The 24,359-nt window shown below is 60.3% G+C and carries 20 protein-coding genes; 6 read left to right on the plus strand and 14 right to left on the minus strand.

Annotation, left to right across the window (positions count from 1 at the left end; translation table 11 throughout):
* Positions 1-194 precede the first annotated feature (194 nt).
* Positions 195-1,385, minus strand: coding sequence for a DUF459 domain-containing protein (locus FHT73_RS21020; protein ID WP_183714546.1), 1,191 nt, complete (start codon positions 1,383-1,385; stop codon positions 195-197).
* A 79-nt stretch (positions 1,386-1,464) separates the two neighbouring features.
* Positions 1,465-2,688 (minus strand): lytic murein transglycosylase, encoded by a 1,224-nt coding sequence (locus FHT73_RS21025; protein WP_183714549.1) that lies wholly within the window; start codon positions 2,686-2,688, stop codon positions 1,465-1,467.
* Positions 2,689-2,891: 203 nt separating this feature from the next.
* Here FHT73_RS21025 and galU point away from each other — a divergent pair, with 203 nt between their 5' ends.
* Positions 2,892-3,779 carry a UTP--glucose-1-phosphate uridylyltransferase GalU gene (gene galU, locus FHT73_RS21030; RefSeq protein ID WP_112609603.1) on the plus strand — a complete coding sequence of 296 codons (888 nt, stop codon included), beginning with the start codon at positions 2,892-2,894 and terminating at the stop codon, positions 3,777-3,779.
* Between the two features lie 90 nt (positions 3,780-3,869).
* Here galU and FHT73_RS21035 read toward each other — a convergent pair whose 3' ends face one another.
* On the minus strand, positions 3,870-5,387 hold the full coding sequence (locus tag FHT73_RS21035) for an outer membrane beta-barrel protein (protein WP_183714552.1): 1,518 nt from the start codon (positions 5,385-5,387) through the stop codon (positions 3,870-3,872).
* A 197-nt stretch (positions 5,388-5,584) separates the two neighbouring features.
* On the opposite strand from FHT73_RS21035, the gene FHT73_RS21040 reads away from it, so the two are divergent.
* On the plus strand, positions 5,585-6,580 hold the full coding sequence (locus FHT73_RS21040; RefSeq protein WP_112609599.1) for a KpsF/GutQ family sugar-phosphate isomerase: 996 nt from the start codon (positions 5,585-5,587) through the stop codon (positions 6,578-6,580).
* Here the strand turns inward: FHT73_RS21040 and FHT73_RS21045 are convergent, their stop codons facing one another.
* Positions 6,581-7,039 (minus strand): NfeD family protein, encoded by a 459-nt coding sequence (locus FHT73_RS21045; protein ID WP_112609597.1) that lies wholly within the window; start codon positions 7,037-7,039, stop codon positions 6,581-6,583.
* Position 7,040: 1 nt separating this feature from the next.
* Positions 7,041-8,057 carry an SPFH domain-containing protein gene (locus FHT73_RS21050; protein ID WP_183714555.1) on the minus strand — a complete coding sequence of 339 codons (1,017 nt, stop codon included), beginning with the start codon at positions 8,055-8,057 and terminating at the stop codon, positions 7,041-7,043.
* Positions 8,058-8,356: 299 nt separating this feature from the next.
* Between FHT73_RS21050 and FHT73_RS21055 the strand changes: the two genes are divergently transcribed.
* Complete coding sequence (locus FHT73_RS21055; protein WP_183714558.1) at positions 8,357-9,265, plus strand: S1C family serine protease; 909 nt, start codon at positions 8,357-8,359, stop codon at positions 9,263-9,265.
* A 34-nt stretch (positions 9,266-9,299) separates the two neighbouring features.
* Here the strand turns inward: FHT73_RS21055 and hemH are convergent, their stop codons facing one another.
* From hemH to FHT73_RS21100, 9 genes are all read right to left on the minus strand, one after another.
* Positions 9,300-10,334 carry a ferrochelatase gene (hemH, locus tag FHT73_RS21060; protein ID WP_183714561.1) on the minus strand — a complete coding sequence of 345 codons (1,035 nt, stop codon included), beginning with the start codon at positions 10,332-10,334 and terminating at the stop codon, positions 9,300-9,302.
* A 96-nt stretch (positions 10,335-10,430) separates the two neighbouring features.
* Complete coding sequence (locus tag FHT73_RS21065; RefSeq protein WP_183714564.1) at positions 10,431-12,515, minus strand: 5'-nucleotidase C-terminal domain-containing protein; 2,085 nt, start codon at positions 12,513-12,515, stop codon at positions 10,431-10,433.
* 146 nt (positions 12,516-12,661) lie between these two features.
* The gene (locus FHT73_RS21070; RefSeq protein WP_183714566.1) at positions 12,662-12,985 is read right to left on the minus strand and encodes a hypothetical protein; all 324 of its coding nucleotides are present in this window, start codon (positions 12,983-12,985) and stop codon (positions 12,662-12,664) included.
* A gap of 28 nt (positions 12,986-13,013) precedes the next feature.
* On the minus strand, positions 13,014-13,403 hold the full coding sequence (locus tag FHT73_RS21075) for a hypothetical protein (protein ID WP_183714569.1): 390 nt from the start codon (positions 13,401-13,403) through the stop codon (positions 13,014-13,016).
* A gap of 180 nt (positions 13,404-13,583) precedes the next feature.
* A complete protein-coding gene (locus FHT73_RS21080; RefSeq protein ID WP_112609583.1) occupies positions 13,584-15,035 on the minus strand; it encodes a homospermidine synthase in 1,452 nt (483 codons plus the stop codon).
* Between the two features lie 266 nt (positions 15,036-15,301).
* Entirely contained in the window at positions 15,302-15,586 is a 285-nt protein-coding gene (locus FHT73_RS21085; protein WP_183714572.1) for a YciI family protein, read from the minus strand.
* Between the two features lie 4 nt (positions 15,587-15,590).
* Positions 15,591-16,232, minus strand: coding sequence for an aminotransferase class IV family protein (locus FHT73_RS21090; RefSeq protein WP_183714575.1), 642 nt, complete (start codon positions 16,230-16,232; stop codon positions 15,591-15,593).
* Positions 16,217-17,377 (minus strand): aminodeoxychorismate synthase component I, encoded by a 1,161-nt coding sequence (locus tag FHT73_RS21095; RefSeq protein WP_183714578.1) that lies wholly within the window; start codon positions 17,375-17,377, stop codon positions 16,217-16,219. The genes FHT73_RS21090 and FHT73_RS21095 overlap by 16 nt, the downstream gene beginning before the upstream one ends.
* Before the next feature lie 276 nt (positions 17,378-17,653).
* Positions 17,654-19,498: a M3 family oligoendopeptidase gene (locus FHT73_RS21100; RefSeq protein WP_183714581.1), complete on the minus strand. Its 1,845-nt coding sequence runs from the start codon at positions 19,496-19,498 to the stop codon at positions 17,654-17,656.
* A gap of 220 nt (positions 19,499-19,718) precedes the next feature.
* Here FHT73_RS21100 and FHT73_RS21105 point away from each other — a divergent pair, with 220 nt between their 5' ends.
* The 3 genes from FHT73_RS21105 to FHT73_RS21115 all read left to right on the plus strand — a co-directional run bounded on the left by FHT73_RS21105 (position 19,719) and on the right by FHT73_RS21115 (position 24,324).
* Positions 19,719-21,299, plus strand: coding sequence for a sigma-54 dependent transcriptional regulator (locus tag FHT73_RS21105; RefSeq protein ID WP_183714584.1), 1,581 nt, complete (start codon positions 19,719-19,721; stop codon positions 21,297-21,299).
* Between the two features lie 175 nt (positions 21,300-21,474).
* Positions 21,475-23,427, plus strand: a complete 1,953-nt coding sequence (locus FHT73_RS21110) for a DUF882 domain-containing protein (RefSeq protein ID WP_183714587.1) — start codon at positions 21,475-21,477, stop codon at positions 23,425-23,427.
* A gap of 279 nt (positions 23,428-23,706) precedes the next feature.
* Positions 23,707-24,324: a hypothetical protein gene (locus FHT73_RS21115; RefSeq protein WP_183714590.1), complete on the plus strand. Its 618-nt coding sequence runs from the start codon at positions 23,707-23,709 to the stop codon at positions 24,322-24,324.
* Positions 24,325-24,359 lie beyond the last annotated feature (35 nt).

The raw sequence follows: 24,359 nt of genomic DNA on the forward strand, positions 1-24,359 counted from the left end.
TTTACGTCCAGCAGCCGCCGGACGCATCAACGCCTCCGGCCTCACGACTGGACGCGGAGACCTCGGCCGGAGAAAGCGCGCAATACCGCAGCCTGCAGGCAGGTGCGGCAAGGTTCGATCTGATCTGCGCTTTTGGTGCTCATGCAGTTCTTCTATTGGCGGGACGCAGCCTTGTCAAACCGCCTCCGCGCCGCTTACCGCGCGACGGATCCGGGCAATCTGTAGTCATCCACGCGGCCGACCGGCGCCGGGTCCATAAGGCCCTTCTCGACCAGAAGATCGCGGGGTGATGAAGTCGTTGCGGCAGGGGCAGGGCTGCTGCCGAGAAGCTGCGAGCCGCCGTCAAGATCGGGATCGGAGATGCTCATCGGCTGGGTGCGGGTGATCTTTTCCGGCTCCGTGCCCGGAAGATTGGCCTGTTGCGCCGGCAGCGGATTGTTGGTGTCCAGCCGCGTGATGTCGGGGCTTGCCTGATCACCCAGGATCCGGCGTGCGGATTTCTCCAGATAGAAGGCGACCTTGCGCTTGCCGGCTGCCGTCAGATTGACGCCGTCGGCCGTTCTCAGCCGAACCTGCTGGCCGTTGATATCGGAACCGGTGACGATGAATTCGCCATTCTGGTCGGTAAAGCCGTCCCATATGTCGATGAACTCGCCGCCGACGCTGGTGGTCTGGCTTTGGTAGATCTGGTTGAGCTTGACCGCGCTGGCGGTCAGCTGATCCGAGCCGAAGGAGGGCAGCCCGACCCAGAGCAGCGGAATATGACGGCTCGTTACCAGTTTGGCGAATTGCTGTACGCGTTCTTCATAGGCGAGGAACCATGGATCGGTGCCGTATTTCTCGTTGAGCCCATCGCCGATCATCTGCTGGCGGTCATTGGCGCCGATCATGACGACGACCATGGCCGGTTTCAGCTGGTCGATCATTCCGGGTAATTGCTGCGGCCAATTGTAATAATCCTGCCGCACGAGACCGGAGGCGACGTTGCCGCGGGACTGGACGACGACGCCGGGGGAGGTAGAGAAGGCATCTTCCAGCCCGGTTGCCAGGCCGCTCGCCAGAAAATCGCCGACGACGAGGATGGTTTTGGCGTCAGAAAGCTTTTCGGCGGGCGGCGGCGTTTCCGGCTGCGCGACCGGCTGGCGCGGCGGCGGGGTCGGCCGTTTTTTCGGCTGCACCTTGCGCCGTGGCGGCGGCTGCTCCATGGGCTGGTCCGGATAATCGGGCTCGCGGGTGCCGAACAGCATGTCGAACAGGTTCCGCCGCGGCCGCTCCTGCGCTTCGGCCATGTTCGGCAAGCAGGCAAGCGTGATGACGGCGGCGAGGAATGCCGTCAGAACAATCCTTAGAGTTGCCTTGGTCGCGCGCGCAGGGTGTTTCATCATCGCTTCTTTTCCGCTGACGAGTCCGGGCCGCACAAGGACGATTTCATCGTCCGGCGATCCCGGATTCGCTCGAGGCGGCCTACTTACGCAATGCTTTCAGCAGGTTCATTGACGGCTCGCCGTCCGCATCCATGCCCATGCGCTGCTGGACGGCTGATATGGCGGCCTTCGAGCCTGAGCCGAAATTGCCGTCGACCACGCCGTCATAGTAGCCAAGTTCTTTCAGACGCGTCTGCAGCTCGAATTTCTGCTTGACGTCGAGCGTGCCGCTCGGACGGGGCCAGGATTGCTGCATGCCGCCATAGCCGGCAATCTGATCCGCGAGCAGCCCGACTGCCAAGGCGTAGCTGTCGGAGGCGTTGTAGCGCTTGATGGTGAAGAAGTTACCGGTCATCAGGAAGCCGGGGCCGTTCGGTCCGCCGGGTATCTTTAGCTGCGCGCGGTCGGAGGTGCTACGGAAACCCTTGCCGTTAGGACGCACGAAGCCGAGAGCCGCCCATTGCGCGATCGTATGTGTCTTGCCGGCCTGGGCGCTGCCGCCGGGTGGTACGACGACTTCATAACCCCAGGTCCGGCCGGTATCCCAGCCGTTCTTGGCGAGGAGGTTGGCGGTTGTCGCCAGGGCGTCCGGAATGGAATTCCAGATATCGGCATGGCCACTGCCGTCGGCATCGACTGCATAGAGCAGATAGCTCGTCGGGATGAATTGCGTATGGCCCATGGCGCCGGCCCAGGAACCGTTCAGGTCATTGCGCGAGATGTCGCCCTTCTGCAGGATTTTCAGGGCGGCGATCAGCTGCTTCTTGGCATAATTCGCACGCTTCGGATCGGCATAGGCAAGGGTCGCCAGCGCGCGGGGCACATAATGCAGCCGATCGTTCTTGGCGAGAACCTCGCCGTAATTCGACTCCATCGACCAGATGGCCAGTATGATATTGCGATCGACGCCGAAATGCTGTTCGAGCGTGCGCAGTGTAGATCCGTACTTAACCGCCATCTTGCGGCCAATATCGACCGTATAGGGATTGACACGGGAGTCGAGGTAATCCCAGATTTGGGACTTGAATTCCGGCTGGTACTGCGCCTTTTCAAGCACCGTGGGGTCCGGGTCGGTTACGCCGGCAAATGCATTGCGATACGTGGATTGCGTGATGCCGCTCTTTGCCGCGGTAGCGTAGAAGCCCGCGATCCATTTCTGGAACCCAGGGTCAGCGCTGGCGTTAACGGGAAGGAATCCCGCAAAGGCGCCGAGCGCGAGCGCCAGAGCGAGACCACGAAGGGAGTGTTTGCGGTTTACGGTCATCTACAGCCTTGTCCATCAATCGTTGGATTTCGGTGCGGCGATGCACGTAGCATCGGCCCATGCGTGACGCTAAACGAACGAAGTCAACAAATTCTTTACCATGGAAGCTTGCGTCAGTCATTATTTGCAAAACGGTAGCAAATCTAATCTACTGACCTTTAGAATGGCTTTGTGCCAACTGATTTAATGCCCAGGAGGTATGCGTGGGACAGCATAAGAAGGTTCGTAAGGCAGTATTTCCGGTCGCCGGACTAGGGACGCGGTTCTTGCCGGCGACCAAGGCGGTGCCGAAGGAAATGCTGACCGTCGTTGATAAGCCGGTGATCCAGTATGTCGTCGACGAGGCGATGGAAGCAGGCATCGAGCATTTCGTATTCGTGACCGGCCGCAGCAAGCACGTCATCGAGGATTATTTCGACATCCAGTTCGAGCTCGAGCAGACGCTGCGTCAGCGTAACAAGAATGCCGAACTGTCGCTTCTGAGCGGCCTGCTGCCGAAGGCCGGTACGGCAAGCTTCACGCGCCAGCAGGAGCCGCTCGGTCTCGGCCACGCCGTCTGGTGCGCCCGCGAGATCGTCGGCGACGAACCCTTTGCGCTGCTACTGCCCGACATGGTCATGCGCGCCGAAAAGGGCTGCATGAAGGGCATGATCGAGCTTTACGAGCAGAGCGGCGGCAATGTCATCGCCGTCGAGGAATGCGCGCCCGATCAGGCTCATAAATATGGCATCGTCGGCGTCGGCGAGACGATCGGCAGCGGCTTCCGCATCACGGAAATGGTTGAGAAGCCGGCCAAGGGCACGGCGCCTTCCAACTTCTTCATCAACGGCCGCTATATCCTGCAGCCGGAAATCTTCCGTATCCTGGAAAGCCAGGAGCGCGGTGCCGGCAACGAGATCCAGCTGACGGACGGCATGCTGAAGCTTGCCAAGACGCAGGATTTCGCCGGCTATCACTTCCGGGGGCAGACGTTCGACTGCGGTGCAAAGGATGGCTTCATCCTCGCGAACGTCGCCTTTGCCTTGGCGCGTGACGACATCCGCCCGACTATCGAGGATGAGTTCAAGGCGCTCGTTGCTGCTCTGAAATAAGTGATCGAACTTCCGAATATGTTGGGGCCCGTCGTATGCCGGGCCTCAATTCGTTTGAACGGAAGAATCATCAAAATGCGAGGGCGGTCGTCAACGCTTCGCGGTCAAACCGATGCCGGCCTGAAGCTGACGGGTGCTGTCGCCAACGTCTCTGGTCGTCAGCTGATAGCCGACATTGCCGGTGAGATCGAGGTAACGGTTGATTCCCCAGGTCAGGCCGAAGGCGGCGTCATATTCGGTTTCATCGGCGGCGCTGCCATTGGAGGGGTAGTCGCGCCAGATCGTTCCGCCCGTCAGCTTGGCGGTGAGATCGTCGCGCAGCTGATGGGCCACGGTGCTCGTCAGTTGGTAAGCGGTGTAGCCGCTGAGACCGGCCGTCGTTGAAGGCTGGACCGTCGTCGAAAGGCCGACACTGATATCGGTGCCGCGCTGTGGCGACCAGGCGAGGCTGCCGTCGATCGTCGGCGAGTCGACCGAACTCAGGCGCGAATCGTCGAACTCCGTGTGTTGGTAGCCGAAGCCGAGCTCGCCCTTGAATTTTTCACCGAGGTCGACTTCGACGCCGCCCTTGCCGCCATAGCTCTGGTTCGAGCGGGCATAACCGTTGCTGTCGCGCGTCTGGTCGTAGACGGCGCGTCCGAGATCCACTTCCACGAAGGGAATGATGGCGGGCGATAGCTCGTACCCGATGCGGCCGCGCCAGGTTCCGGCCGTCTGGTTGCGGTCGCTGAGGGTAACCGTCGTCCCATCCGAAAGCACGGCGTTGGAATAGACACTGCGTGTCAGCGCCACGGCCGTCGTGCCGCGCAGCAGGCCGAAATCGCGTTCCAGTGAGAGACCGGCCGTATATTGGTTGACGGCGGATTGTTTCGAGGCGCCGGCGATCGCATTCGGATCGCTGGTGTCCTCGCGGTAGAATTGATAGCCGGCGGTGACATGTGCCGTCGTGTCGGCGGGAAGATCCAGGCGCAGGTCGGCATTAAGATTGACTGCCGGTTTCTCTTCGCCCGTGCCGCCGACGTTCCTCTGCCAGACGCCTTCGCCGGTGATGGTCAGCGCGTGGCGATCCCAATCCGATGTCAGGGTGCTGCGCAGGTCGGTCTGCAGGAAAGTGCGGTTGTTCTTGACGTCGCCGGTGCGATCCCGCTCGATATTGACCGACTGATTGATCGAGGGGCGCAGGGTAAAGGTGCCGAGCGGTATACCCTGGGCGTCTGCGCGATCCGGATATTGGCGAGCCTTCAGACCGTCGACGGCAGATTCCCGCTGGTTCACGCGGCGCAGGTCGTTATCCAGCGTCGAGCCGGTGGTCGTGGGGTCGATACCGGTGAGGCGCAGCGGCGCGTTCAATGGCGCGTCGCTGGAGGTCGTTGTCTGGTTTGCCGGTGCGGTTGCCTGGCTGTCTGGGGTGGGTGCGGCGCTCGGATCCGTCGAGGAAGCCGATGTCGGGGCAGGCAAGGTATCGTCGAGGTTCTGATCTGGCGGCAATGATTGCGCATGGATCGGCAGTGGAAGGGCAAATGCGATACCCCAGCCGAGCAGGGCGGAACTCGCCCACGCCGTCAGCCGGAGGGCACTATGACCCGCCTTGTCCTTGCCGATGCCCATGTTGTTTATATCTGACCCTGCTGGAAATGACCTAAATTCTTACCCAAGTGTAAAGGCGCGTGGTTAACGGTTGGTTGCCAAGCGATGGCAACAAGAACGGGTTCGAGAATATTTGTCGGGAAAATGCTGCAGGCTGTCGCATCGCTATAAGTCGATCTTTGGTGGACAGATTTGCCGAAAAGCGTTAGGCCTCGCTCATGAACAAGAGAGCTGTAAGACTCATCGAGAATGGTGCGATCGAATCCGCGATGCGAACGATCGAGACCGAGAGACGGGGCATGGAGGCGCTGGAACGCGCACTGACCAACGGTCTGGCCGCGCCTTTCAGCCGCGCGGTGGAGATCATAGGCGATATTTCCGGCCGTGTGGTGATCACCGGCGTCGGCAAGAGCGGCCATATCGGCAACAAGCTCGCCGCAAGCCTGGCGTCCACGGGTACGCCGGCATTCTTCGTGCACCCGGTCGAAGCCAATCACGGCGATCTCGGCATGATCACGCAGCACGATGTCATCATCGCCATATCGTGGGGCGGCGAGAGCGCTGAGCTGCGTGGCATCATCAGCTATTCACGCCGTTTCTCGATTCCCATGATCGCGATCACTGCCGGCGAGACTTCTACGCTTGCGCGCGAATCGGATGTGGTGCTGCTGCTGCCCAAGGAGCAGGAGGCCTGCCCGCATGGGCTGGCGCCGACGACATCGACGCTGCTGCAGCTTGCCATCGGCGATGCGCTGACCGTCGCCTTGCTGGAGGCGCGCGGTTTTACTGCCGAAGATTTCCGTACCTTCCATCCGGGCGGCAAGCTCGGTGCCAGCCTCTCGCATGTGGCCGACATTATGCATAGAGGCGACAGTGTGCCGCTCGTCAAGCTTGGAACCGGCATGCCGGAAGCGGCGATGACGCTGTCGAAGATGCGGTTCGGCTGCGTGGGCGTGATCGATGATGATGGTTGCCTGTGCGGCATCGTCACCGATGGCGATATCGCCCGCAATCTCGGCACCAGCCTTGCGGAGAAGCTGGTCGACGAGGTGATGACCCCCAATCCGAAAACGGTAAAGGAAACGACGCTGGCGACGAGTGCCATGGCCGTGCTCAACCGCCACAATATCTCGGCTCTGATGGTCATCGATGAAGCGCGCCGGCCGATCGGCGTCGTGCATTTCCACGATCTGCTGCGGATCGGCGTCGCCTGATCAGACCGGTTCGACCGTGAGCTCGCGGCCGTTGCTGGCGACCACCTTGACGCGGGTGCCGACGGGCAGGTCCGGCCCGCTGACGGTCCAATAGGTATCGTTCAGGCGAATGCGCCCGCGGCCCTCGGCGATCGGCTGGTCGAGTGTTGCCGTGCGGCCGACCAGGCTCGCGCCGCGCTGGTTCAGGAACGGCTCGTCGGTCACCTGGTTGTTGTTATAGAGATAGCGGCGGCCGATGAGAGTGACGATCACCGCCGTGGCGGCGAAGACCAGCCCTTGAACCTGCCAGACCCAGAAGCTGCTTTCCCAAAACAGAAGCGACAAGGCGCCGACGACGATCGCGGCGAGTCCGATCCAGACGAGAAAGAAGCCTGGCAGGATCAGTTCGGCGGCAAGCAGCACCAAACCCACGAGCCACCAGCTCCAGGGCCCGAGTTCGACGATGAGATTGTCGAACATGTCAGCTCTCCTTCGGCGGCAGCGGATTGATCGAAGGCGTCGTGCGGGTAGGGCCGGAACGCGGGCGGGGTGGCTGCGGCGTGCCGCTGCCATCGCCATTATCACCGAAGACTTCGCGGGCGATAGCGCCGATGCCACCAAGAGAACCGATGATGGAGCTCGCCTCCATCGGCATCAGCACGATCTTGGAATTGCCCGCGGAGCCGATTGCAGTCAGGGCTTCGGTATATTTCTGGGCGATGAAGTAGTTGATTGCCTGCACATTACCTTCTGCAATCGCTTGGGACACCATGCGGGTCGCCTTGGCTTCGGCCTCGGCCAGTCGTTCGCGCGCTTCGGCATTGCGAAATGCTGCTTCGCGCTGACCTTCGGCTTGCAAAACGGCCGCCTGCTTCGCGCCCTCGGCGCGGAGAATTTGCGCGTTGCGCAGACCTTCCGCCTCCAGAACCTGAGCGCGCTTTTCGCGTTCCGCCTTCATCTGCCGGCCCATAGCGTCAACCAGGTCTTTCGGCGGTTGGATGTCCTTGATTTCGACGCGCGTTACCTTGATGCCCCAGGGCTCCACCGCCTCATCGACCACGCGCAGCAGCCGTTCGTTGATGGCATCGCGATTAGACAAGAGCTCATCGAGATCCATGGAGCCCATGACGGAGCGGATATTCGTCTTGGTGAGGTTGAGGATCGCGCTTTCGAGATTGGTGATCTGATAGGCCGCCTGCGCCGCATTCAACACCTGGAAGAATGCGACCGCATCGGCGGAAACGCTCGCATTGTCCTTCGTGATGACTTCCTGGGTCGGCACGGCCAACACCTGTTCCATCACGTTCATTCGCACCCCGATTGTTTCGATGAAGGGTACGATCAGATTGAGCCCCGGTTCCAGCGTTCGGATATAGCGTCCGAAGCGTTGAACTGTGTACCGATAGCCTTGTGGTACGGTCTTGATGCCTGCGAACAGCACCAGAATGACGAAGATCACCAAGGCGATCACAACGATGCTGAAACCACCGACTACCATCGAACTCCTCCATGGACGCACCCGCCTCAACAGGTTCGCGTCGCCTAAACCGCTGCGATTTGGCCTCCCTATGCTCGGTCGAGCTCATGAGGCGGCAGCTCAATCAGATGTGGTGGGTTAGCATGTTCTCAGCAAGTGAGGAATGGGGCTACAGCGGACGTTTTGCTGCGAGCCGATCAAGCAATCGTCCTTCGGGTCTTGCGCCCGGCGATTGATATTCATACCTTATATGTAATTTCCGGCTCCGCTGCCTCGCAGCCTTTTCGGGCCAAGCCATCGCGCATCATCAGGGTGAAGCTATGAACTTAGATAGGACCTTGCGGTCGGTTGTGGCCGTGCACGCCTCAATTCCGGAAGACGCCTTTACGGCAGCAACGCTCGGCATCCGCAGGGAAGGCAGTGGCGTTGTCATCCGCGGTAACGGCCTGGTATTGACGATCGGCTATCTGATTACCGAAGCGGAAGAGGTCTGGCTCACGACCAATAGTGGCCGTGTCGTGCCTGGCCATGCGCTCGCTTACGATCAGGAAACGGGATTCGGTCTTGTGCAAGCGCTCGGGCCTCTCGATGTGCCCGCCCTCGAATTCGGCGACGCCGACAAGGCCGAGATCGGTGATGAAGTCGTTGTTGCTGACGGGATCGGTCAGTTCGTCGAGGCGAAGATCGTCGCAAAGCAGGAATTTGCCGGCTATTGGGAATATCTGCTTGATGAGGCAATCTTCACGGCGCCCGCCCATCCCTCCTGGGGCGGCGCGGCTCTTGTTGACGAAGACGGCAAGCTTCTCGGTATCGGCTCGCTGCACTTGCAGATGGCGACGGAGAAGGGCGATAGCGCGGATATCAACATGATCGTGCCGATCAATCTGCTGATGCCGATCCTGGACGATCTGATCAAGCGCGGTCGGGTCAACAAGCCTCCGCGGCCCTGGCTCGGCGCCTTCTCAGCCGAAAGCAATGGCGAAGTCGTCGTCATGAGCGTCGCGGAGGGCGGCCCGGCGGCCAAGGCGGGCTTGCGTCGCGGCGACGTCATTTCCGAAATCCGCGATGGCGAGGTCGACGGGCTCGCCGATTTCTATCGCAAGATCTGGGAAAGCGGCCCGGCGGGTTCCGAGATCCCCATGCGTATATTGCGCGATGGCAGAGAGGCCTGGCTGCGCGTCAAATCCGCCGACCGCGGCAGCTTTCTCAAAAAGCCGCAGCTTCAGTAGACGAGTGTCGCCGGGATCAATCCCGGCGCTTCGTTCAAGCCCAGCCGAGCAGCTCCCGCCGCACCACCTTCTCCAGCACGTTCATGCCGTCTTCGCTGTCGTTGAGACAGGGGATGTGGGTGAATTTATCGCCGCCATTGTGATGGAAGGATTCGGCTGCCTGCTCGGCGATCTCTTCCAGCGTCTCCAGGCAGTCGGAGACGAAGCCTGGATTGAGGACGGCAATCCGCTTGGTGCCGTTTTTTGCAAGCTCTTCCACGGTCTTATCGGTATATGGCTGCAGCCATTCCTCAGGTCCGAAGCGGGACTGGAACGTAACCATGAACTGGTCTTCGGATAGGCCGAGCTTCTCGCGCAGCAGCCGGCCGGTCTTCTGACAGAAACAGTAATAGGGATCGCCGAGCTTGAAGTAGGACATTGGTATGCCGTGGAAGGACGCGATGATCTTTTCGGGCTGCCAGTCCAGCGTCGATAGATGGCGGGTGACCGAATTGGCGAGCGCCTCGATATAGGTCTCGTCGTCGTGATATTGCGGCACGGTGCGGATTGCCGGCTGCCAGCGCATCTTTTGGAGCTTCTCGAAGGCCTTGTCGTTGACGGTTGCCGTCGTTGCAGCCGCATATTGCGGATAGAGCGGAAAGAGCACGATGCGCTCGCAGCCATCGTCCTTCAGCGCCTGAATGCGATCGGCGATCGAAGGCTGACCATAGCGCATGGCCCAATCGACCTTGACGTTGGGCAGGTCGCGCAGGCGCTCGGCCATCAGGTCTGACTGGTTGCGCGTATAGGTGCGCAGATAGCTCTCGTTCTTCTCCTTGTTCCAGATCGTCTCATAGGCCTTGCCGACCTTCTGCGGCCGGGTGTTGAGCACGATGCCGAACAGGATCGGGTACCATTTCCAGCGCGACCACTCGATGACGCGGCGGTCGGTCAGGAATTCGCGCAGGTAGCGGCGCATCGAAGAATAATCGGTGCCGTCGGGCGTTCCGAGATTGACGAGCAGCACGCCGACCTTGCCGTATTTCACGCTGGGGTGACCGGGTGAAAGCGTGGTCAGGTCTGATCTCATCGACTGAATTCCTCTCAAGATACGAAGCACTTCACATAAGAATAAAAGCCGGTCCGGGAAAGCCCGGACCGGCTGGAGTAAGCGAGACAAATCGTCTTACTTGGCCGGAATCTTCAACTTTTCGCCGACCGACAGGTGATGCGGCTTGATGTTGCGGTTGGCCACCACGAGTTTGTGCCACTGGCTGGCGCTGCCATAATAGGTCTTGGCGAGATCCCAGAGCGTGTCGCCGGCGACGACGACGTGGGTTGTGGGTGTCTTTGGCGGTTCGTTGCCCTTTGCCTCCGGCGCAGCTGTGGCCGTGGGTGCGGGGGTCGTCGGGGTTTCCGCCGCTGGAGCTGAGGTGGCCGGTGTCGAGGCTGCCGGATCCGATTTTGCCGGAGCGGACGGTGTCGCAGTCGGGTTTGCCAGCATGGTGGTAGTTGGCGTTGTCACCGTGGGAGGTGAGGAGGCCGGAGGGGTGGTCGTGGATGAGGCGCCGCCACCCGTAGCAGCAGCTGCCGGCTTCTGCTCCGGTGCTGTCTGCGTGGTATCGGCGGGCTTTGCGGGTTCCGGCTGCGCAGCTGGCGCTGCCGCGGCTATCTGGGTTATGCGGCCGTCCGTATAGGGCTTGTAGGGATTATGCGCGCCGAGATAGTCGGCGACCACCGATTCCAGATTGGGGCCGAAGTCATAGGCGTTCTTGCCGTCCTTGGCGAAGACCGTATAGCCGTCACCTCCGGCGCGCATATAGTTGTTGCTGACGACACCATAGGTCTTCTCCGGGTCGATCGGCTTGAACTCGGTGCCTTCCTGCACCTCGACGGAGACGAGACGGCTGCCTACCGGCTTCGATTTGTCGAAGCTGTATTTGAGGCCGGCAACCTGCGGGAAGCGGCCCGCGCCGTCGTCGATCTGGCTGAGGCCGTTTTCGAGCGCCGCTTTCACGTCCGCGCCAGTCAGCTGGAAGGTTGCAACCGTGTTCTGGAAAGGCAGCACGGTCAGCACGTCGCCCATGCTGACATCGCCGGCGCCGATCGAGGCGCGCAAGCCGCCGCCGTTCTGGATGGCAATGGAGATTCCTTGCGCCTTGGTGCGGTCGAGCATCGCATCGGCGACGAGATTGCCCATCGAGCATTCCCGAACGCGGCAGACTTCACGCGCGCCTTCGATCGGCTCCTGCGAATTGCCGATGATCTTCTTGCGCAGTTCCTGGATCGGTTTCGCCATCTCCTGCACGCGTGCAAGGATCGTTGGATCGGGCTTGATGGAGGAATCGAGCAGGATCGGATCGCCCTTGGCGTCCTTGACGGCGCCATTGTCGTCGAAGGTGACGACGATGTCGCCGAGATATTTGCTGTAGGACGCGGCCTGGACGACGGGCACTTTATAGCCGGCCGGATTGTCGACCATGGTCGGGTAGGGGCCGGCTGCCTTCGGATCGGTATTCGACAGGAGCGTATGCGAGTGGCCGCCGACCACGACGCTGACGCCGGCGATCTTGGCGATCTTCTCGACATCGCGCGGATAGCCGACATGAGTGAGCGCGATGATCTTGTTGACGCCTTGCGATTTCAGGGCATCGACTTCGGCACTGATGGCGGCAGCATCGTCAGTGATCTTCACATGCGGGCCGGGAGAGGCAAGTTCCGGTGTTTCGGTCGTCACCGCACCGACGATACCGATCTTCTGGCCGCCGATATCGAGCACGATCGACTTCTTGATGCGTTCCCCCAGCTTCGACTGGTCGTCGACCACCAGATTGGCCGTCACGACGGGGAACTGCGCCTTGTCGAGGAAAGCGGCAAGCGGGCCTTCGCCATCGTCGAACTCATGATTGCCGACCGTCATGGCATCGATCTTCATGTCATTGAGGAATTCGACTTCGGCAGCGCCCTTGTAGGTCGTGTAGAATAGGGAGCCCTGGAAGTTGTCGCCGGCATCGAGGACGAGGACGTTCTGGCCGGCAAGCGCGGTGCGGCGCTGGTCGATGATGGTCTTCAGCCGGGCTGCGCCGCCGAAGCACTCGTTCTTGGCTTCTTCTTCTGCGGAGCACGTCGCGTCGAACTTGTTGATCGACTCCACGCGCGAATGGAAATCGTTGAAGTGCAGGATGTTGAGCTGATAGTCCGCGAAGGCGGCGCTGGTGCTCAGCGCCAGCAGCGTGGCGGCCAAAAGACCCACTCCGAAGGGCTGCTTCATCTGTCTCTCCTGTTGGTCATTGCAATCCGGCCCGCCAATGCCCGAGGCGGTCCCCCATGCCGATGTTTCCATCCCCGCGGAGCGAGCGCAAGTAAAAGCTGTTGGCTTCATTCGGATTTTACAAAGAAGCGAAATGGCCCGCCGGATCAGGCGCAGGCTTCGACTGAGGCTGCACCATAGGATTCGCGCAGCGCCGCAGCGGCATTCCAGCCGACGGAGCAGAAGACGAGCGCACAACAGAGGAAGGCGACAAGATGCAGGCGCCGATTCCGCCTCCGGTAAAGCAGGATAGCGCCGGCACCGTAGACGAGCAAAGCCGGTATGGCGAAGAGGAGGACGCTCGCTGGGCCGTCGCAATCAAGGGCGTCGATGCCCTGAGCCCGATAGCTGTTTACAGGGAGGACCGTCGCCATAATGGCGACGGGCAATGCCGCGACAAGTGCCAGATAGAGGATCAGCATGCCGCGCATGATGCCTTATCCGTCCATCGGGTCTCTATCAGCCCTGGCGATTGAGCGAGAAGTGCCCACCGGTTTCGGAGGTGCAATTGAGCTGGCTGGGATTGGCCAGGAAGCAATTCACCTTCGATGATGTGCGCTTGATGTTCGAATAGAGATTGATCTGGATCACGCCGGATGGATCGGTCGTATAGGTTCCCGAGGCCATCTGCTGGTTCGTGCCATCAGTGGTATGCGTTTCGAATCGGCCGCCATTGAAGGTCGAATTCAGGCCGTTCGAATCAGCCCAGCTTCCTTCCACCGAATTCATGCGCGGCTGGTAGCCACCCGGGTTCATCCCCATCGGCGGCGGTCTGGAGCCGCCGAAATCGACGCAGGCAGAGAGGGCCGCGGCGGCGGCAACGAGGGCAAGAACGGTTCTCATCTTCATAAATATCTCCCGCGAATGAAGGCGGTCTAAAGGCGTATCGGTTGCAAGGAAGATGCCGCGACCATCGGGCTAAAGCAAGACGCTCCAAGCGATCTGCTTGATTTATCTGGCTTGCGTAACAAAAATGCCCGCACGACTTGTGCGGGCATTCGGGTCTGGCATCAAGCTGACACGATACCCTCAGCGAACCAGAATGTTCCGGAACTGCCAGGGGTCTTTGGTGTCGATGTCTTCCGGGAAGAGGCCCGGACGGCCGTCGAGCGGGGTCCAGTCGGTGTAGTGACCTTCGACCGGGCCGAGATAGGGCAGCTGTACTTCGAGGCAGCGCTTGTAATCGATTTCGTCGGCTTCCACGATGCCGGCCTTCGGGTTTTCCAACGCCCAGACCATGCCGGCGAGCACGGCTGACGTCACCTGCAGACCGGTGGCGTTCTGGTAGGGAGCGATGCGGCGGGTCTCTTCGAGAGACAGGCGCGAGCCGTACCAGTAGGCATTCTTGGCATGGCCGTAAAGCAGCACGCCGAGTTCGTCGATGCCGTCTTCCAGCTCGTCCTCGTCGAGAACGTGATGGACCGGCTGCGGCGTGCCGCCATTGCCGAACATCTCATGCAGCGAGAGCACGGCGTCATTGGCCGGATGATAGGCGTAATGGCAGGTCGGGCGGAAAGTGACTTCGCCGTCCTTGTCGCGGACGGTGAAATAGTCGGCGATCGAGATCGACTCGTTATGGGTGACGAGGAAGCCGTATTGCGGGCCGGGGGTCGGGCACCACGTGCGCACACGAGTATTGGCGCCCGGCTGCTCCAGATAGATGGCAGCCTTGCAGCCCTTCTTGTGCTTCTTGGCGTTCTTCGGCATCCATTCTTCATGGGTGCCCCAGCCGAGTTCGGCCGGCTGCAGACCTTCGGAAATGAAGCCTTCTACGGACCAGGTGTTCCAGAAGACGTTGAGCGGCTTCGGATGCTTGGTGCGCTGCGTGTCGCGCTCGGCGATGTGAACGCCCTTGACGCCGACCTTCTTCATCAGCTTTGCCCAGCCTTCGCGATCATGCTGATCCGGCTCTTCGAACTTCAGGCCGATATCCTTGGCGAGATTGACGAGCGCCTGCTTGACGAACCAGGAGACCATGCCCGGATTGGCGCCGCAGGTGGAAACGGCCGTCGCGCCGCCCGGGTTCTTTTCCTTCTCCTTGCGCATGGTTTCGCGCAGCGCATAGTTGGTGCGGTCGGCGTTCTTCAGGCCCTTGTCGAAGTAGAAGCCAAGCCAGGGTTCGACGACGGTGTCGATATAGAGCACATCGAGCTTGCGGCACAGCTTGACCAGGTCGAGCGAGCCGGTATCAACCGAGAGGTTGACGCAGAAGCCCTGGCCGTCGCCTTCCGTCAGGAGGGGCTTCAGGAGGTCCTTGTAATTGTCCTTGGTGACATATTCCTGGATATGACGGACGCCATGCTTTTCCAGGATCGCCAGGTGCTCGGCATCCATCTGCGGGTCAATGACGACCATCCGGCTCTTGTCGAATTTGAAATGGCGCTCGATCAGGGGCAGGGTGCCACGGCCAATGGAGCCAAAGCCGATCATCACGATCGGACCGGTAATTTCGGCATATACCGGATAGTTGTGTTTCGTCATTCTTTTCTCCTTCGAAAGGCGGGACGCCGTTCGGTTCACGAAATTCAATTAGAGTTTACGCGAAAGCGCTGGCAGAGTTTGCGCGAAAACGCGAGGTGAGCGGCTCTAATCATAATTTGATGTCACAATAAAGAGCTGTTGAGGGTTAGCCGGGCAAAGTCAAGTGGAGGGCAACATACACGCCATATGCGACGAGTTTGTTGCCCTCAAGGTTGGTTTTCGCTGACATAAACGGAATGGGGCGGCAGGCAAGCGCCTTCCGCCGCCTAGGCCTTCAGGCCTTCCAACCCGTCGATGACGGTGGTGAAGGCGATTTCCTGGACTTCGTAAATGGCGACGCCGTGGATCGTGAAGGGGTCGGCCGCGACATAGGCTTCAAGCTCCGCCCGCTCGCCACGGGCGAAGATGACGCCGCCCGTGCGCGGTACCTTGCGGCCGGAAGCGAGGAACCAGCCCCTGGCATAGCCCTCCTGCACCCAGGCCATATGCGGCTGCATGTGCTTGTCGGCTTCGTCATTGCCCTTGAGGTAGGTGAGCGAGAGAATGAACATGCAATCAATTCCACAGGAGTTGTGCGCGGATCAGGCCGCGCAGGGAGTTTCCGACATAAAGGGGGCGATCTTTCAGGTCGTCGAGCCGGATGCGGCCGACGCGGGCCTTGCGCTGGCAGATGAGTTCTGTGCGCAGGACGCCGGCAAGCAGACCGGCTGATATGGGCGGGGTTCTGAGCAGGTCCGCGCTGTCCTCAAGGAAGACCGAGGTGATCGTTCCCTCGCACACCTCGTCCTTCGCATTCAGGAGCAGGACTTCATCTGCCTCGTCTGGCCGGCATTCCGCGCGGGCTGCTTCATAGATGCCACGTCGCGTGGTTTTAAAACGCAGCAGCTTATCGGCGGAATCGAGCCGGGTCGCAGCGATGCGCAAGCGCCAGACGGTGTCAGGCAAAAGCGGGACAAACGGCGCCGTCGTCACTTCCGTTTGCCCTTCGCGGTCCAGAGTGAGGCGAACTCTCAAAGGTGCGGCGGCGCCGGCGACCGCCTGCTCCAGCTTGCCAAGCACGTTCTGCGGCGCGGAAAAGCCAAGGCGGCGGGCGGAACGCTGCAGCCGGGCAAGATGCAGGCGCAGGCGGACGAAGCCGGTTTCCGGCTCGAAGCGCAGCGTCTCGATGAGGGAAAAATTCTCTACCGGTCGATCCATCTATCCCCCACGGCGAAGCGCGCCTTGAGGAGGCATTCCTCATATTCCGCTTCCGCCGTCGAATCGAAGACGATGCCCCCACCGACATTGAACACCGCGCGGCCGTCTTCGAAAAGCGTGATCGTGCGGATCGCCACCGAAAAACGCATGGCGCCCGTGGGCGAGATCATGCCGATCGCGCCGCAATAGGCGTCACGCGGGCCGTCTTCCAGTTCATGCAGGATTTCCATCGCCCGCATTTTGGGTGCACCGGTGATCGAGCCGCAGGGAAAAAGCGCTGCGAGAATGTCGCGGATCGATATGCCCGGACGCAGCTTCGCCTGGACATGGCTGACCATCTGATGGAGCGTCGGATAGGTCTCGATCTCGAAGAGCTTTGGCACGTCGAGTGTGCCGACCTCGGTGATGCGCGAGATATCGTTGCGCAGGAGGTCGACGATCATACGGTTTTCGGCCTGCGTCTTTTCGTCGGCAAGCATGGCGGCGATGATGCGCTCGTCCTCGACGGCATTTGCACCGCGCTTGGCCGTGCCTTTCATCGGATGCGTCTCGATCCAGCCGTTCTCGTCCGTGCGGAAGAAAAGCTCCGGCGAGCGCGACAGAATGATCGGACCGCCGAGTTCGACGAGTGCGCCGTATTTCACCGGCTGCCGTTCGATCAGCGACCAGAAGGCGGCACGGGGATCACCGTTCCATCGCGCATGGATCGGCATGGTAAGGTTTGCTTGATAGCAGTCGCCAAGGCGCAAATGCTGATGCAGCCTGTCGAAGCGCTCTTGATAGGTCTCGAAATTCCAGGCCGCTTTCGGCTCTGTCAGTAATTCCTGGTTTTCCACGCGCTTGGCCGGTTGGCAGAGCGGGTGGTCGCCCGCAGCTGGGCCGTCGAAAACGCCGAAGCAGAGCAGGGGCGTTTCCCTATTCTCCTCGGCGAAAGGGGCGAGTTTTTCCTCGAAGAGATGGCCGGCCTCATAGGCGATATAGCCGGCAAGCCATTGTCCTTGCCGCTTGGCCTCCTCCATCCGATCGAGGGCATCGAAAAATTGCGCGCGCGTATGGGCGATAATGATCTCGGCCGGTTCGGCGAAGATCATCATCTGTCCTGTGCTGTCGTCCCTGAAGAGGACGTAGGGTATGGCATCGACCATGCGCGGATTTCGATCAGGTTCTCGTTATATCGATTGTCAGGCTTTAGTTGTGCCTACCGCAACCTCGCGTATGGCCCCTCACCCCAACCCTCTCCCCGCAGGCGGGGAGAGGGGACCGATCCGACATTGCCGCGCCATTCGTGCCCAAATGATGCGAAGGCTGAGCCGCGGCTCCCTCTCCCCGCATAGGCGGGGAGAGGGTTGGGGTGAGGGGCCATGCGCGAGGTTGCGGCAATGGCAGACATGCCTGACCTGCTCCTGCGAGCAGATGGGATTTCAGTTCTTATCTAACGCTTCCAGCTCGTCGATCAGCCCTTCGATCATCGACAGGCCCTTGCTCCAGAACGACGGATCGGTCGCGTCGAGACCAAAAGGCTTCAGAAGCTCAGAGTGGTGCTTGGTGCCGCCGGCCTTCAGGAGCTCGAAATACTTATCCTGGAAGCCCTTTTCGGCGTTCTGGTAGACCGCATAGAGCGAGTTTACCAGGCAATCGCCAAAGGCATAGGCATAGACGTAGAAAGGCGAGTGGATGAAATGAGGGATATAGGCCCAATAGGTCTCATAGCCCTCGGAGATCTTGATCGCCGGGCCTAGGCTCTCTTCCTGCACGGAGAGCCACAGCTCGCCGATATTGTCCCATGTCAGTTCGCCATTCTTGCGGGCGGTATGCACCTTGCGCTCGAATTCGTAGAAGGCGATCTGGCGCACGACCGTATTGATCATGTCCTCGACCTTCTGGGCGAGCATGGCCTTGCGTTCGCGCTTGTCGGTAGTCTTGTCGAGGAGCGCGCGGAAGGTCAGCATCTCGCCGAAGACGGATGCGGTTTCCGCCAATGTCAGCGGCGTCTGGCACATCAGCGCCCCCTGGCCGCCGGCCAGCACCTGATGCACGCCGTGGCCGAGCTCATGCGCCAGCGTCATGACATCGCGCGGCTTGCCCATGTAATTGACGAGGACATAGGGATGGGCTGATGGGACGGTCGGATGCGCGAACGCACCAGGCGCCTTGCCGGGACGTACCGGCGCGTCGATCCATTCCTCATCGAAAAAGCGCTTGGCGATCGCAGCCATTTCAGGCGCGAAATTGCCGTAGGCCGAAAGAACCGTATCCTTCGCATCGGTCCAGGGGATCAGTGCATTTGGCGTTTCCGGCAGCGGCGCGTTACGATCCCAGAAATTCATCTGCTCCATGCCGAGCCATTTGGCTTTCATCTTGTAATAACGATGCGACAGGCGCGGATAGGCATCGCGCACGGCGGCTGCCAAGGCATCGACGACCTCGCGCTCGACGCGGTTGGCGAGATGCCTGCTATCGGCAATATCCTCGAAACCGCGCCAACGGTCGGAAACTTCCTTATCCTTGGCGAGCGTATTGGTGATCAGCGTGAAGGTGCGCAGGTTCGCCTTGAAGGTTTCGGCAAGCGCCATGGCCGCCTTGCGACGCACTTCGGGGTCCTGCTCCTGCAGCATGTTCAAGGCCACTTCCAGCGGCTGCTTCTCGCCGTCGATCTCGAAGCGCAGTTCCGCCATCGTCTCGTCGAACAGTCGGTTGAAGGCGGCAGCGCTCGTCATCGACTTTTCCAGGAACAACTGTTCGAGCTTGTCGTCGAGCTGATGCGGCTTGTCCTTGCGCAGATCGACGATCCACGGGCGGTAGTGACCGGCGGTGGCGTCGTTCGCCATGCAGGCATCCATGACTGCGTCGTCGATGCGGTTCAATTCCAGCGGAAAGAACAGCAGGTGCGCGGCGTAGTCCGTCAGCTTTGCCTGGACGTCGCCATAGAGCTTGCCGTTGGCCGGATCGATGGTGTTCGTGAAATAGGTGAGCCCGGCATAGGAGCCGAGGCGGCCCATGATATCGTCAAGCGCCTCATACTCCTTGATGGCGGCGCCGATGCCGGCATCCCCCGATTTGGCGGCGGCTTCGGTCAGCTTGCCTTTCCACTTTTCCTCGAAGGCAATGGCCAGCTTGCGGGCCTTTTCGATGTCTCCAAAAAATTCCGGCGAGGTCGCGGACGGATAGAGATCGCTGAGCTTCCAGGCGGGCAGCTCGCCAAGCGCCTGGCCGGCGGCCGAGCTTGCGGAGAAGTTAAGAGAGTGGCGGAGCGAGGTCGGGCTCATGGGCGAAATTTCCTCTGCTTTTATCTTTCGGATCGTCCGATCCATTCGTGTCTAGTGGGCTGGAAAGGCCACCGCAAGGCCTGATTTTCCAGCGCCGGCCGTTGATTCATAAGCGATTTTATATTCGTCATAATGATTAAAATGCGATGGTTTGGCAAAACTTCATGTTCAAGCCTTTCTGCGAATGTCCGCGTCAGGTTTCGCATGAAGTGAGGCACCAATGACCGTTTACAATAGCGCCAAGGGAGGCGCCCAGATTCTCGTTGTTGAGGATGATCCGATTCAACGCCGTCTGCTGAAGAATGCCATCGAGCGGCACGGACACGTTGCCCATTTGGCAGAAAATGGCCGTCTCGGCCTGGAGTTCCTGAAGCGTGGCCACGATCAGATTAATGTGATCGTGCTCGATCTCATGATGCCGGAAATGAACGGCATCGAGTTCCTGGGCGCTCTGAGCGATATGGGCATCGACCTGCCCGTCATCGTGCAGACCGGGCAGGGCGGCATCGATACCGTGGTGCAGGCCATGCGCGCCGGCGCCTTCGATTTCGTCGTCAAGCCTGTGTCGCCGGAGCGTATCGCTGCGTCGATCGCCAACGCCCTGAAGCTCGACCAGCGCGAGGCGAAGGCCCGCGCCGGGCGCAAGTCGCGCTCGAGCAGCATCTCCTTCGACGACATCGTCTCGGCAAGTCCGGCGATGATGCGCGTGATCGATCTCGCCCATCGGGCGGCGCAATCGAGTATCCCGGTGGTGCTGGAAGGCGAATCGGGCGTCGGCAAGGAATTGGTGGCTCGCGCCATCCAGGCCGCCAGCGATCGTGCCGGTAAGCCGTTCGTGATCGTCAATTGCGGTGCGATCCCGCATAATCTCGTCGAAAGCATCCTCTTCGGACACGAGAAGGGCGCATTCACGGGTGCGACCGAACGCCATGTCGGCAAATTCATGGAAGCCGATGGCGGCACGCTGTTCCTCGACGAAATCGGCGATCTGCCGCTGGAAGTCCAGGTGAAGCTTTTGCGCGCCGTGCAGCAGGGCGAAATCGAGACCGTCGGCGCGCGTGTCGCGCAGAAGGTCAATGTCCGGCTGATCTCGGCCACCAACAAGGATCTGATCGAAGAGGTCAAGGCAGGGCGATTCCGCGAGGATCTCTACTATCGCCTCAATGTCTTCCCGATTACGATGCCGGCCCTGCGCCGCCGCAAGGAGGACATCCCGCATCTGGCGCGCGCTTTCGCCGACCGGTTTGCACTGGAGCAGAAGCTCGATCGCCCGCTTGGTATCAGCAATGATGCTCTAGCCTTGCTGACGGCCTATGACTGGCCGGGCAATATCCGCCAGCTCGAAAACGCGATCTTCCGCGCAGTCGTTCTGTCCGAAGGACCGGAATTGCTCGATACGGATTTTCCGCAGATCGCCGCGCAGCTGCCGGGTTATTTCGCCGTCGAGCATCCGACTTTGGTTGTGGATAATTCGCATGCCTCGTCGGCTGGACTTCTGGCGGCTGAAAGAAGCGAGCGGATCCCTTACGGGGTTGCGCAGGCATCGCCTGCAACTCCTCCGCTTGCTTCCGCCGATGCCTCGGCCGGTGCTTCCGACAACGTCATCGTCAGCACGAACACCTTGGGCGACGTAAGAAAACTGGCGGATGTAGAGGAAGAATTGATCCGATTCGCCCTTAAATTCTATCGCGGGCAGATGAGTCAGGTGGCGAGGAAGCTCGGTATCGGGCGCTCAACCCTCTACCGTAAGTTGAAAGACTATGGCATCGACCCGGATGATCCGCAAAAAAGCGCGGCATGAGAAAAAGCTTAACGTTTAGGCAAGCATATTTTGTTACCCGTCGTAAAGCACTTGTTAGTGCATCGTTCACCATGTATGAAGGGGGCGACCATGTGTGGCATTTTTGCCATCGTGTCACCGCAATTGACAGCCATTTGGAACACGATGCGACATTGTCTGTCGGACGGGGATCGAATTGCCGAATTTGAGTGCAAATACCAAGCCTAATAGCTTGAGCTGGCATTCTGCGTGCTCTAACCTATTTAGCAAGGTGGCCAAGGTAGCAGCCGTTGGCCTCCTTGCTTTGGCCGTTTCTACTCCTGTTTTCGTCGGTACTCCCTCGCAGGCTGGTGGTGAAACCCGCAGCCTGAAGATCTATTATGTCCACACCGGCGAAAAGGCCGTCATTACCTACAAACGCAACGGCAAGTTCGATCCGGACGGCCTGGAAAAGCTGAACCGCATCCTGCGCGATTGGCGCAAGAATCAGCCCACCAAGATGAACCCGCGCCTGTTCGATCTGATCTGGGAGGCCTACCGCGAAAGCGGTTCGCACGAATTCATCTATGTGATCTGCGGGTTCCGTTCGCCTGGCACCAACGAGATGCTGCGCACGCGTTCGGCCCACACCGGCGTTGCCAAGAAGAGCCAGCACATGCTCGGCAACGCGATGGATTTCTATCTTCCGGACGTCAAGCTTTCCAAGCTGCGCGAAATCGGCATGAAGCTACAGGTGGGCGGTGTCGGCTATTATCCGACTTCGGGTTCGCCTTTCGTCCATATGGACGTCGGCGGCGTGCGTGCATGGCCGCGCATGGATCGCCAGGATCTCGTCCGCCTCTTCCCGGATGGCAAGACGATGCATATTCCGGCCGATGGCCGGCCGCTGCCGGGTTACCAGCAGGCAGTCGCCGATTACAAGCGCCGCATGTCGTCCGACGATATCCAGATCGCCAGCTCCTCTTCGTCGCGCCGCGGCTTCTTTGCCCGTCTGTTCGGGGGCGGTGGTGCGGATGAGGAAGAGGATAATGCGGATACCGGCACGGCGGCAGCACCGGTGGCTGTCGCTTCGGCTGTTCGCAAAGGCCAGCCCGCTCCAGCCGCCAGCGATGATGGTGACGATGGCGCTGCTCCAGCTCCGGCCCAGGTTCAGGTCGCGAGCGTAAACGCACCCGTTCCGCAGGTTCGCCCGGCATTCGGCAATCAGCCTGCCGGCAGCGATGTTGCTTCAGCTCTCGTTTCGCCGTCTCGTAACGCTGCTCAGGATGCGCTTGCCGCCGCCATGCCGGATACGGGAGATCAGCCGCAATATGCCGATCTTCGCTCCTATCATGTGCCGGTGCCGTCCTTGCTTGACCGCCGCTCACCCGGCGATGCCGAAGTGGCATCGGCCGAGGCTGACATGAAAGGCCAGCTGGCTGCCGTTCCGGTGCCGGCGCAGCGTCCGGAATTGGCCGAAAGCCTGCTGGCATCAGCCGATGCGGATCAGGAGGCTGCCGATGACCAAGCCGATGCAGGCGCACTTTCGCCTTCGGTCATTGCCGCTCTGGAGCAGAGCCGTCCGGATCGATCGGATGCCAACAATGCGGTTGCGATGACCCAGCCGTCGAACAACGTCGCGTCTAAGGATCAGCTGCCCGCGGCAGACAATGGTCTGGCTGCCGGTAATGATGCAGCGCAGGCAATTGCCTCCGTCCTGCCGCAGCAGAGACCGACCCAGCAAATGCCGATGCAGGTGGCCGCACTCGCGCCGGTTCGCAATGAGGTGAAGGCCAGCAGCCGTCGCTTCAACGACGGGTTCGAGCCGACAACGCCGCAGGAGCGCCCAATTGCCGCTGGCATTGCGACCAAGGGCGGCCGGCCGAACAAGCAGGATGCGGTCGTGGCCGATTCGGGCCGTGCAACTGTGACAACTGCGCCGACGCTGACGGATAAGATGATCTCGCAATGGGCGATCGCAAAGGCTCGGGTTGAGATCGTGAACCGCCCGGTCAAGGCTCCGCGCTTCGTGAGTCCGACGCTTCGTGCCCAGCCGACTGCCGTTTACACGGATGGCTTCAAGGTACAGACCGCGTCGATCGATCCCGAACGCTTCAGCGGAAGTGCAGTGAATTTCCTTCAGGTTAAGAAATTTAATTCGGTCGAATAGACCAGACAAACCGTTATTGTTTCGGGAGCCCGTTTGGGCTCCTTTTTGATTCGGCAAGATGTCACCTCTTTGCGTTCGCAATCGGTTTCTTGCACTCTCAAGCCCCACACAAATCTGAGCTGACGCGTGGTCCTCGGGCGCTGCTGTTGCTTGCGGGTGACATCGCGACGGCTTTCAGGTTCGTGTCAGCTTTTATGCATCCTTCCCCTCATCCGTCTTCAGTTTGGCTTCATTTGGCTTCGTTAGGTCGGCGATTTCAGACCTGATGGATACTCATATTTGACCCGCAAGACGGCAATCATCATCGGCAATGGCAAGCTGCAGCGCGACCTTTCCGAGGTCGTGGACAATGCGGAATTCGCAATGCGCTTCAACGAGCCGAAAGCCTCGATCGGGATGAGCGGCTCACGCACCGATATTCTCATGCTTGCAGCTTCCAGCAAGCCGATGCAGCGCCGATTGACGGACCCGGCCTTTCTGACAAGCCCGACTTTCACGGCGGCTAAAGAGGTCGTGCTGGCCTATCATCCCGATATCATCCGCAAATATCACCCCAAGCCCAATCTTCTCTCGCGCCTCAAAGGCAGGAGAAGCGATTGGACGATGCGGACGATCGAATTGGTCGGCGCGGCCGGCAAGGAAATCCGCATCATGCCGCCGCAATTTTACATCGAGGGCTGCGAGGAACTCGGCGTGAGCCAATGCCGCATGCACCAGCTCTTTCCGAGCACCGGCTTCTTCGGCATCCGATATGTGCTGTCACGATTGCCTGCCGACGAATGGGAGGTGAAGCTGTGCGGTTTCAGCTGGGAAGGGTGGAAACGCCATGCCTGGCTGGACGAGCGCCGCTGGGTTGAAGACAAAATGGCCAGCGGCCGCATCAGCACGCTCGTTTAGCCTTCCTTCAGTTGTTCAGAGCAGTTGAAAACAAC

The organism is Rhizobium sp. BK098, assembly GCF_014193155.1.
GTDB lineage: Bacteria > Pseudomonadota > Alphaproteobacteria > Rhizobiales > Rhizobiaceae > Rhizobium.

Excerpts from the sequence above, each read along its gene's own strand:
- FHT73_RS21020 (WP_183714546.1), bottom strand. The coding sequence starts at position 1,385 with ATGATGAAACACCCTGCGCGCGCGACCAAGGCAACTCTAAGGATTGTT.
- FHT73_RS21025 (WP_183714549.1), bottom strand. The coding sequence starts at position 2,688 with ATGACCGTAAACCGCAAACACTCCCTTCGTGGTCTCGCTCTGGCGCTC.
- FHT73_RS21035 (WP_183714552.1), bottom strand. The coding sequence starts at position 5,387 with ATGGGCATCGGCAAGGACAAGGCGGGTCATAGTGCCCTCCGGCTGACG.
- FHT73_RS21040 (WP_112609599.1), top strand. The coding sequence starts at position 5,585 with ATGAACAAGAGAGCTGTAAGACTCATCGAGAATGGTGCGATCGAATCC.
- FHT73_RS21045 (WP_112609597.1), bottom strand. The coding sequence starts at position 7,039 with ATGTTCGACAATCTCATCGTCGAACTCGGGCCCTGGAGCTGGTGGCTC.
- FHT73_RS21050 (WP_183714555.1), bottom strand. The coding sequence starts at position 8,057 with ATGGTAGTCGGTGGTTTCAGCATCGTTGTGATCGCCTTGGTGATCTTC.
- FHT73_RS21055 (WP_183714558.1), top strand. The coding sequence starts at position 8,357 with ATGAACTTAGATAGGACCTTGCGGTCGGTTGTGGCCGTGCACGCCTCA.
- hemH (WP_183714561.1), bottom strand. The coding sequence starts at position 10,334 with ATGAGATCAGACCTGACCACGCTTTCACCCGGTCACCCCAGCGTGAAA.
- FHT73_RS21065 (WP_183714564.1), bottom strand. The coding sequence starts at position 12,515 with ATGAAGCAGCCCTTCGGAGTGGGTCTTTTGGCCGCCACGCTGCTGGCG.
- FHT73_RS21070 (WP_183714566.1), bottom strand. The coding sequence starts at position 12,985 with ATGCGCGGCATGCTGATCCTCTATCTGGCACTTGTCGCGGCATTGCCC.
- FHT73_RS21075 (WP_183714569.1), bottom strand. The coding sequence starts at position 13,403 with ATGAAGATGAGAACCGTTCTTGCCCTCGTTGCCGCCGCCGCGGCCCTC.
- FHT73_RS21080 (WP_112609583.1), bottom strand. The coding sequence starts at position 15,035 with ATGACGAAACACAACTATCCGGTATATGCCGAAATTACCGGTCCGATC.
- FHT73_RS21085 (WP_183714572.1), bottom strand. The coding sequence starts at position 15,586 with ATGTTCATTCTCTCGCTCACCTACCTCAAGGGCAATGACGAAGCCGAC.
- FHT73_RS21090 (WP_183714575.1), bottom strand. The coding sequence starts at position 16,232 with ATGGATCGACCGGTAGAGAATTTTTCCCTCATCGAGACGCTGCGCTTC.
- FHT73_RS21095 (WP_183714578.1), bottom strand. The coding sequence starts at position 17,377 with ATGGTCGATGCCATACCCTACGTCCTCTTCAGGGACGACAGCACAGGA.
- FHT73_RS21100 (WP_183714581.1), bottom strand. The coding sequence starts at position 19,498 with ATGAGCCCGACCTCGCTCCGCCACTCTCTTAACTTCTCCGCAAGCTCG.
- FHT73_RS21105 (WP_183714584.1), top strand. The coding sequence starts at position 19,719 with ATGACCGTTTACAATAGCGCCAAGGGAGGCGCCCAGATTCTCGTTGTT.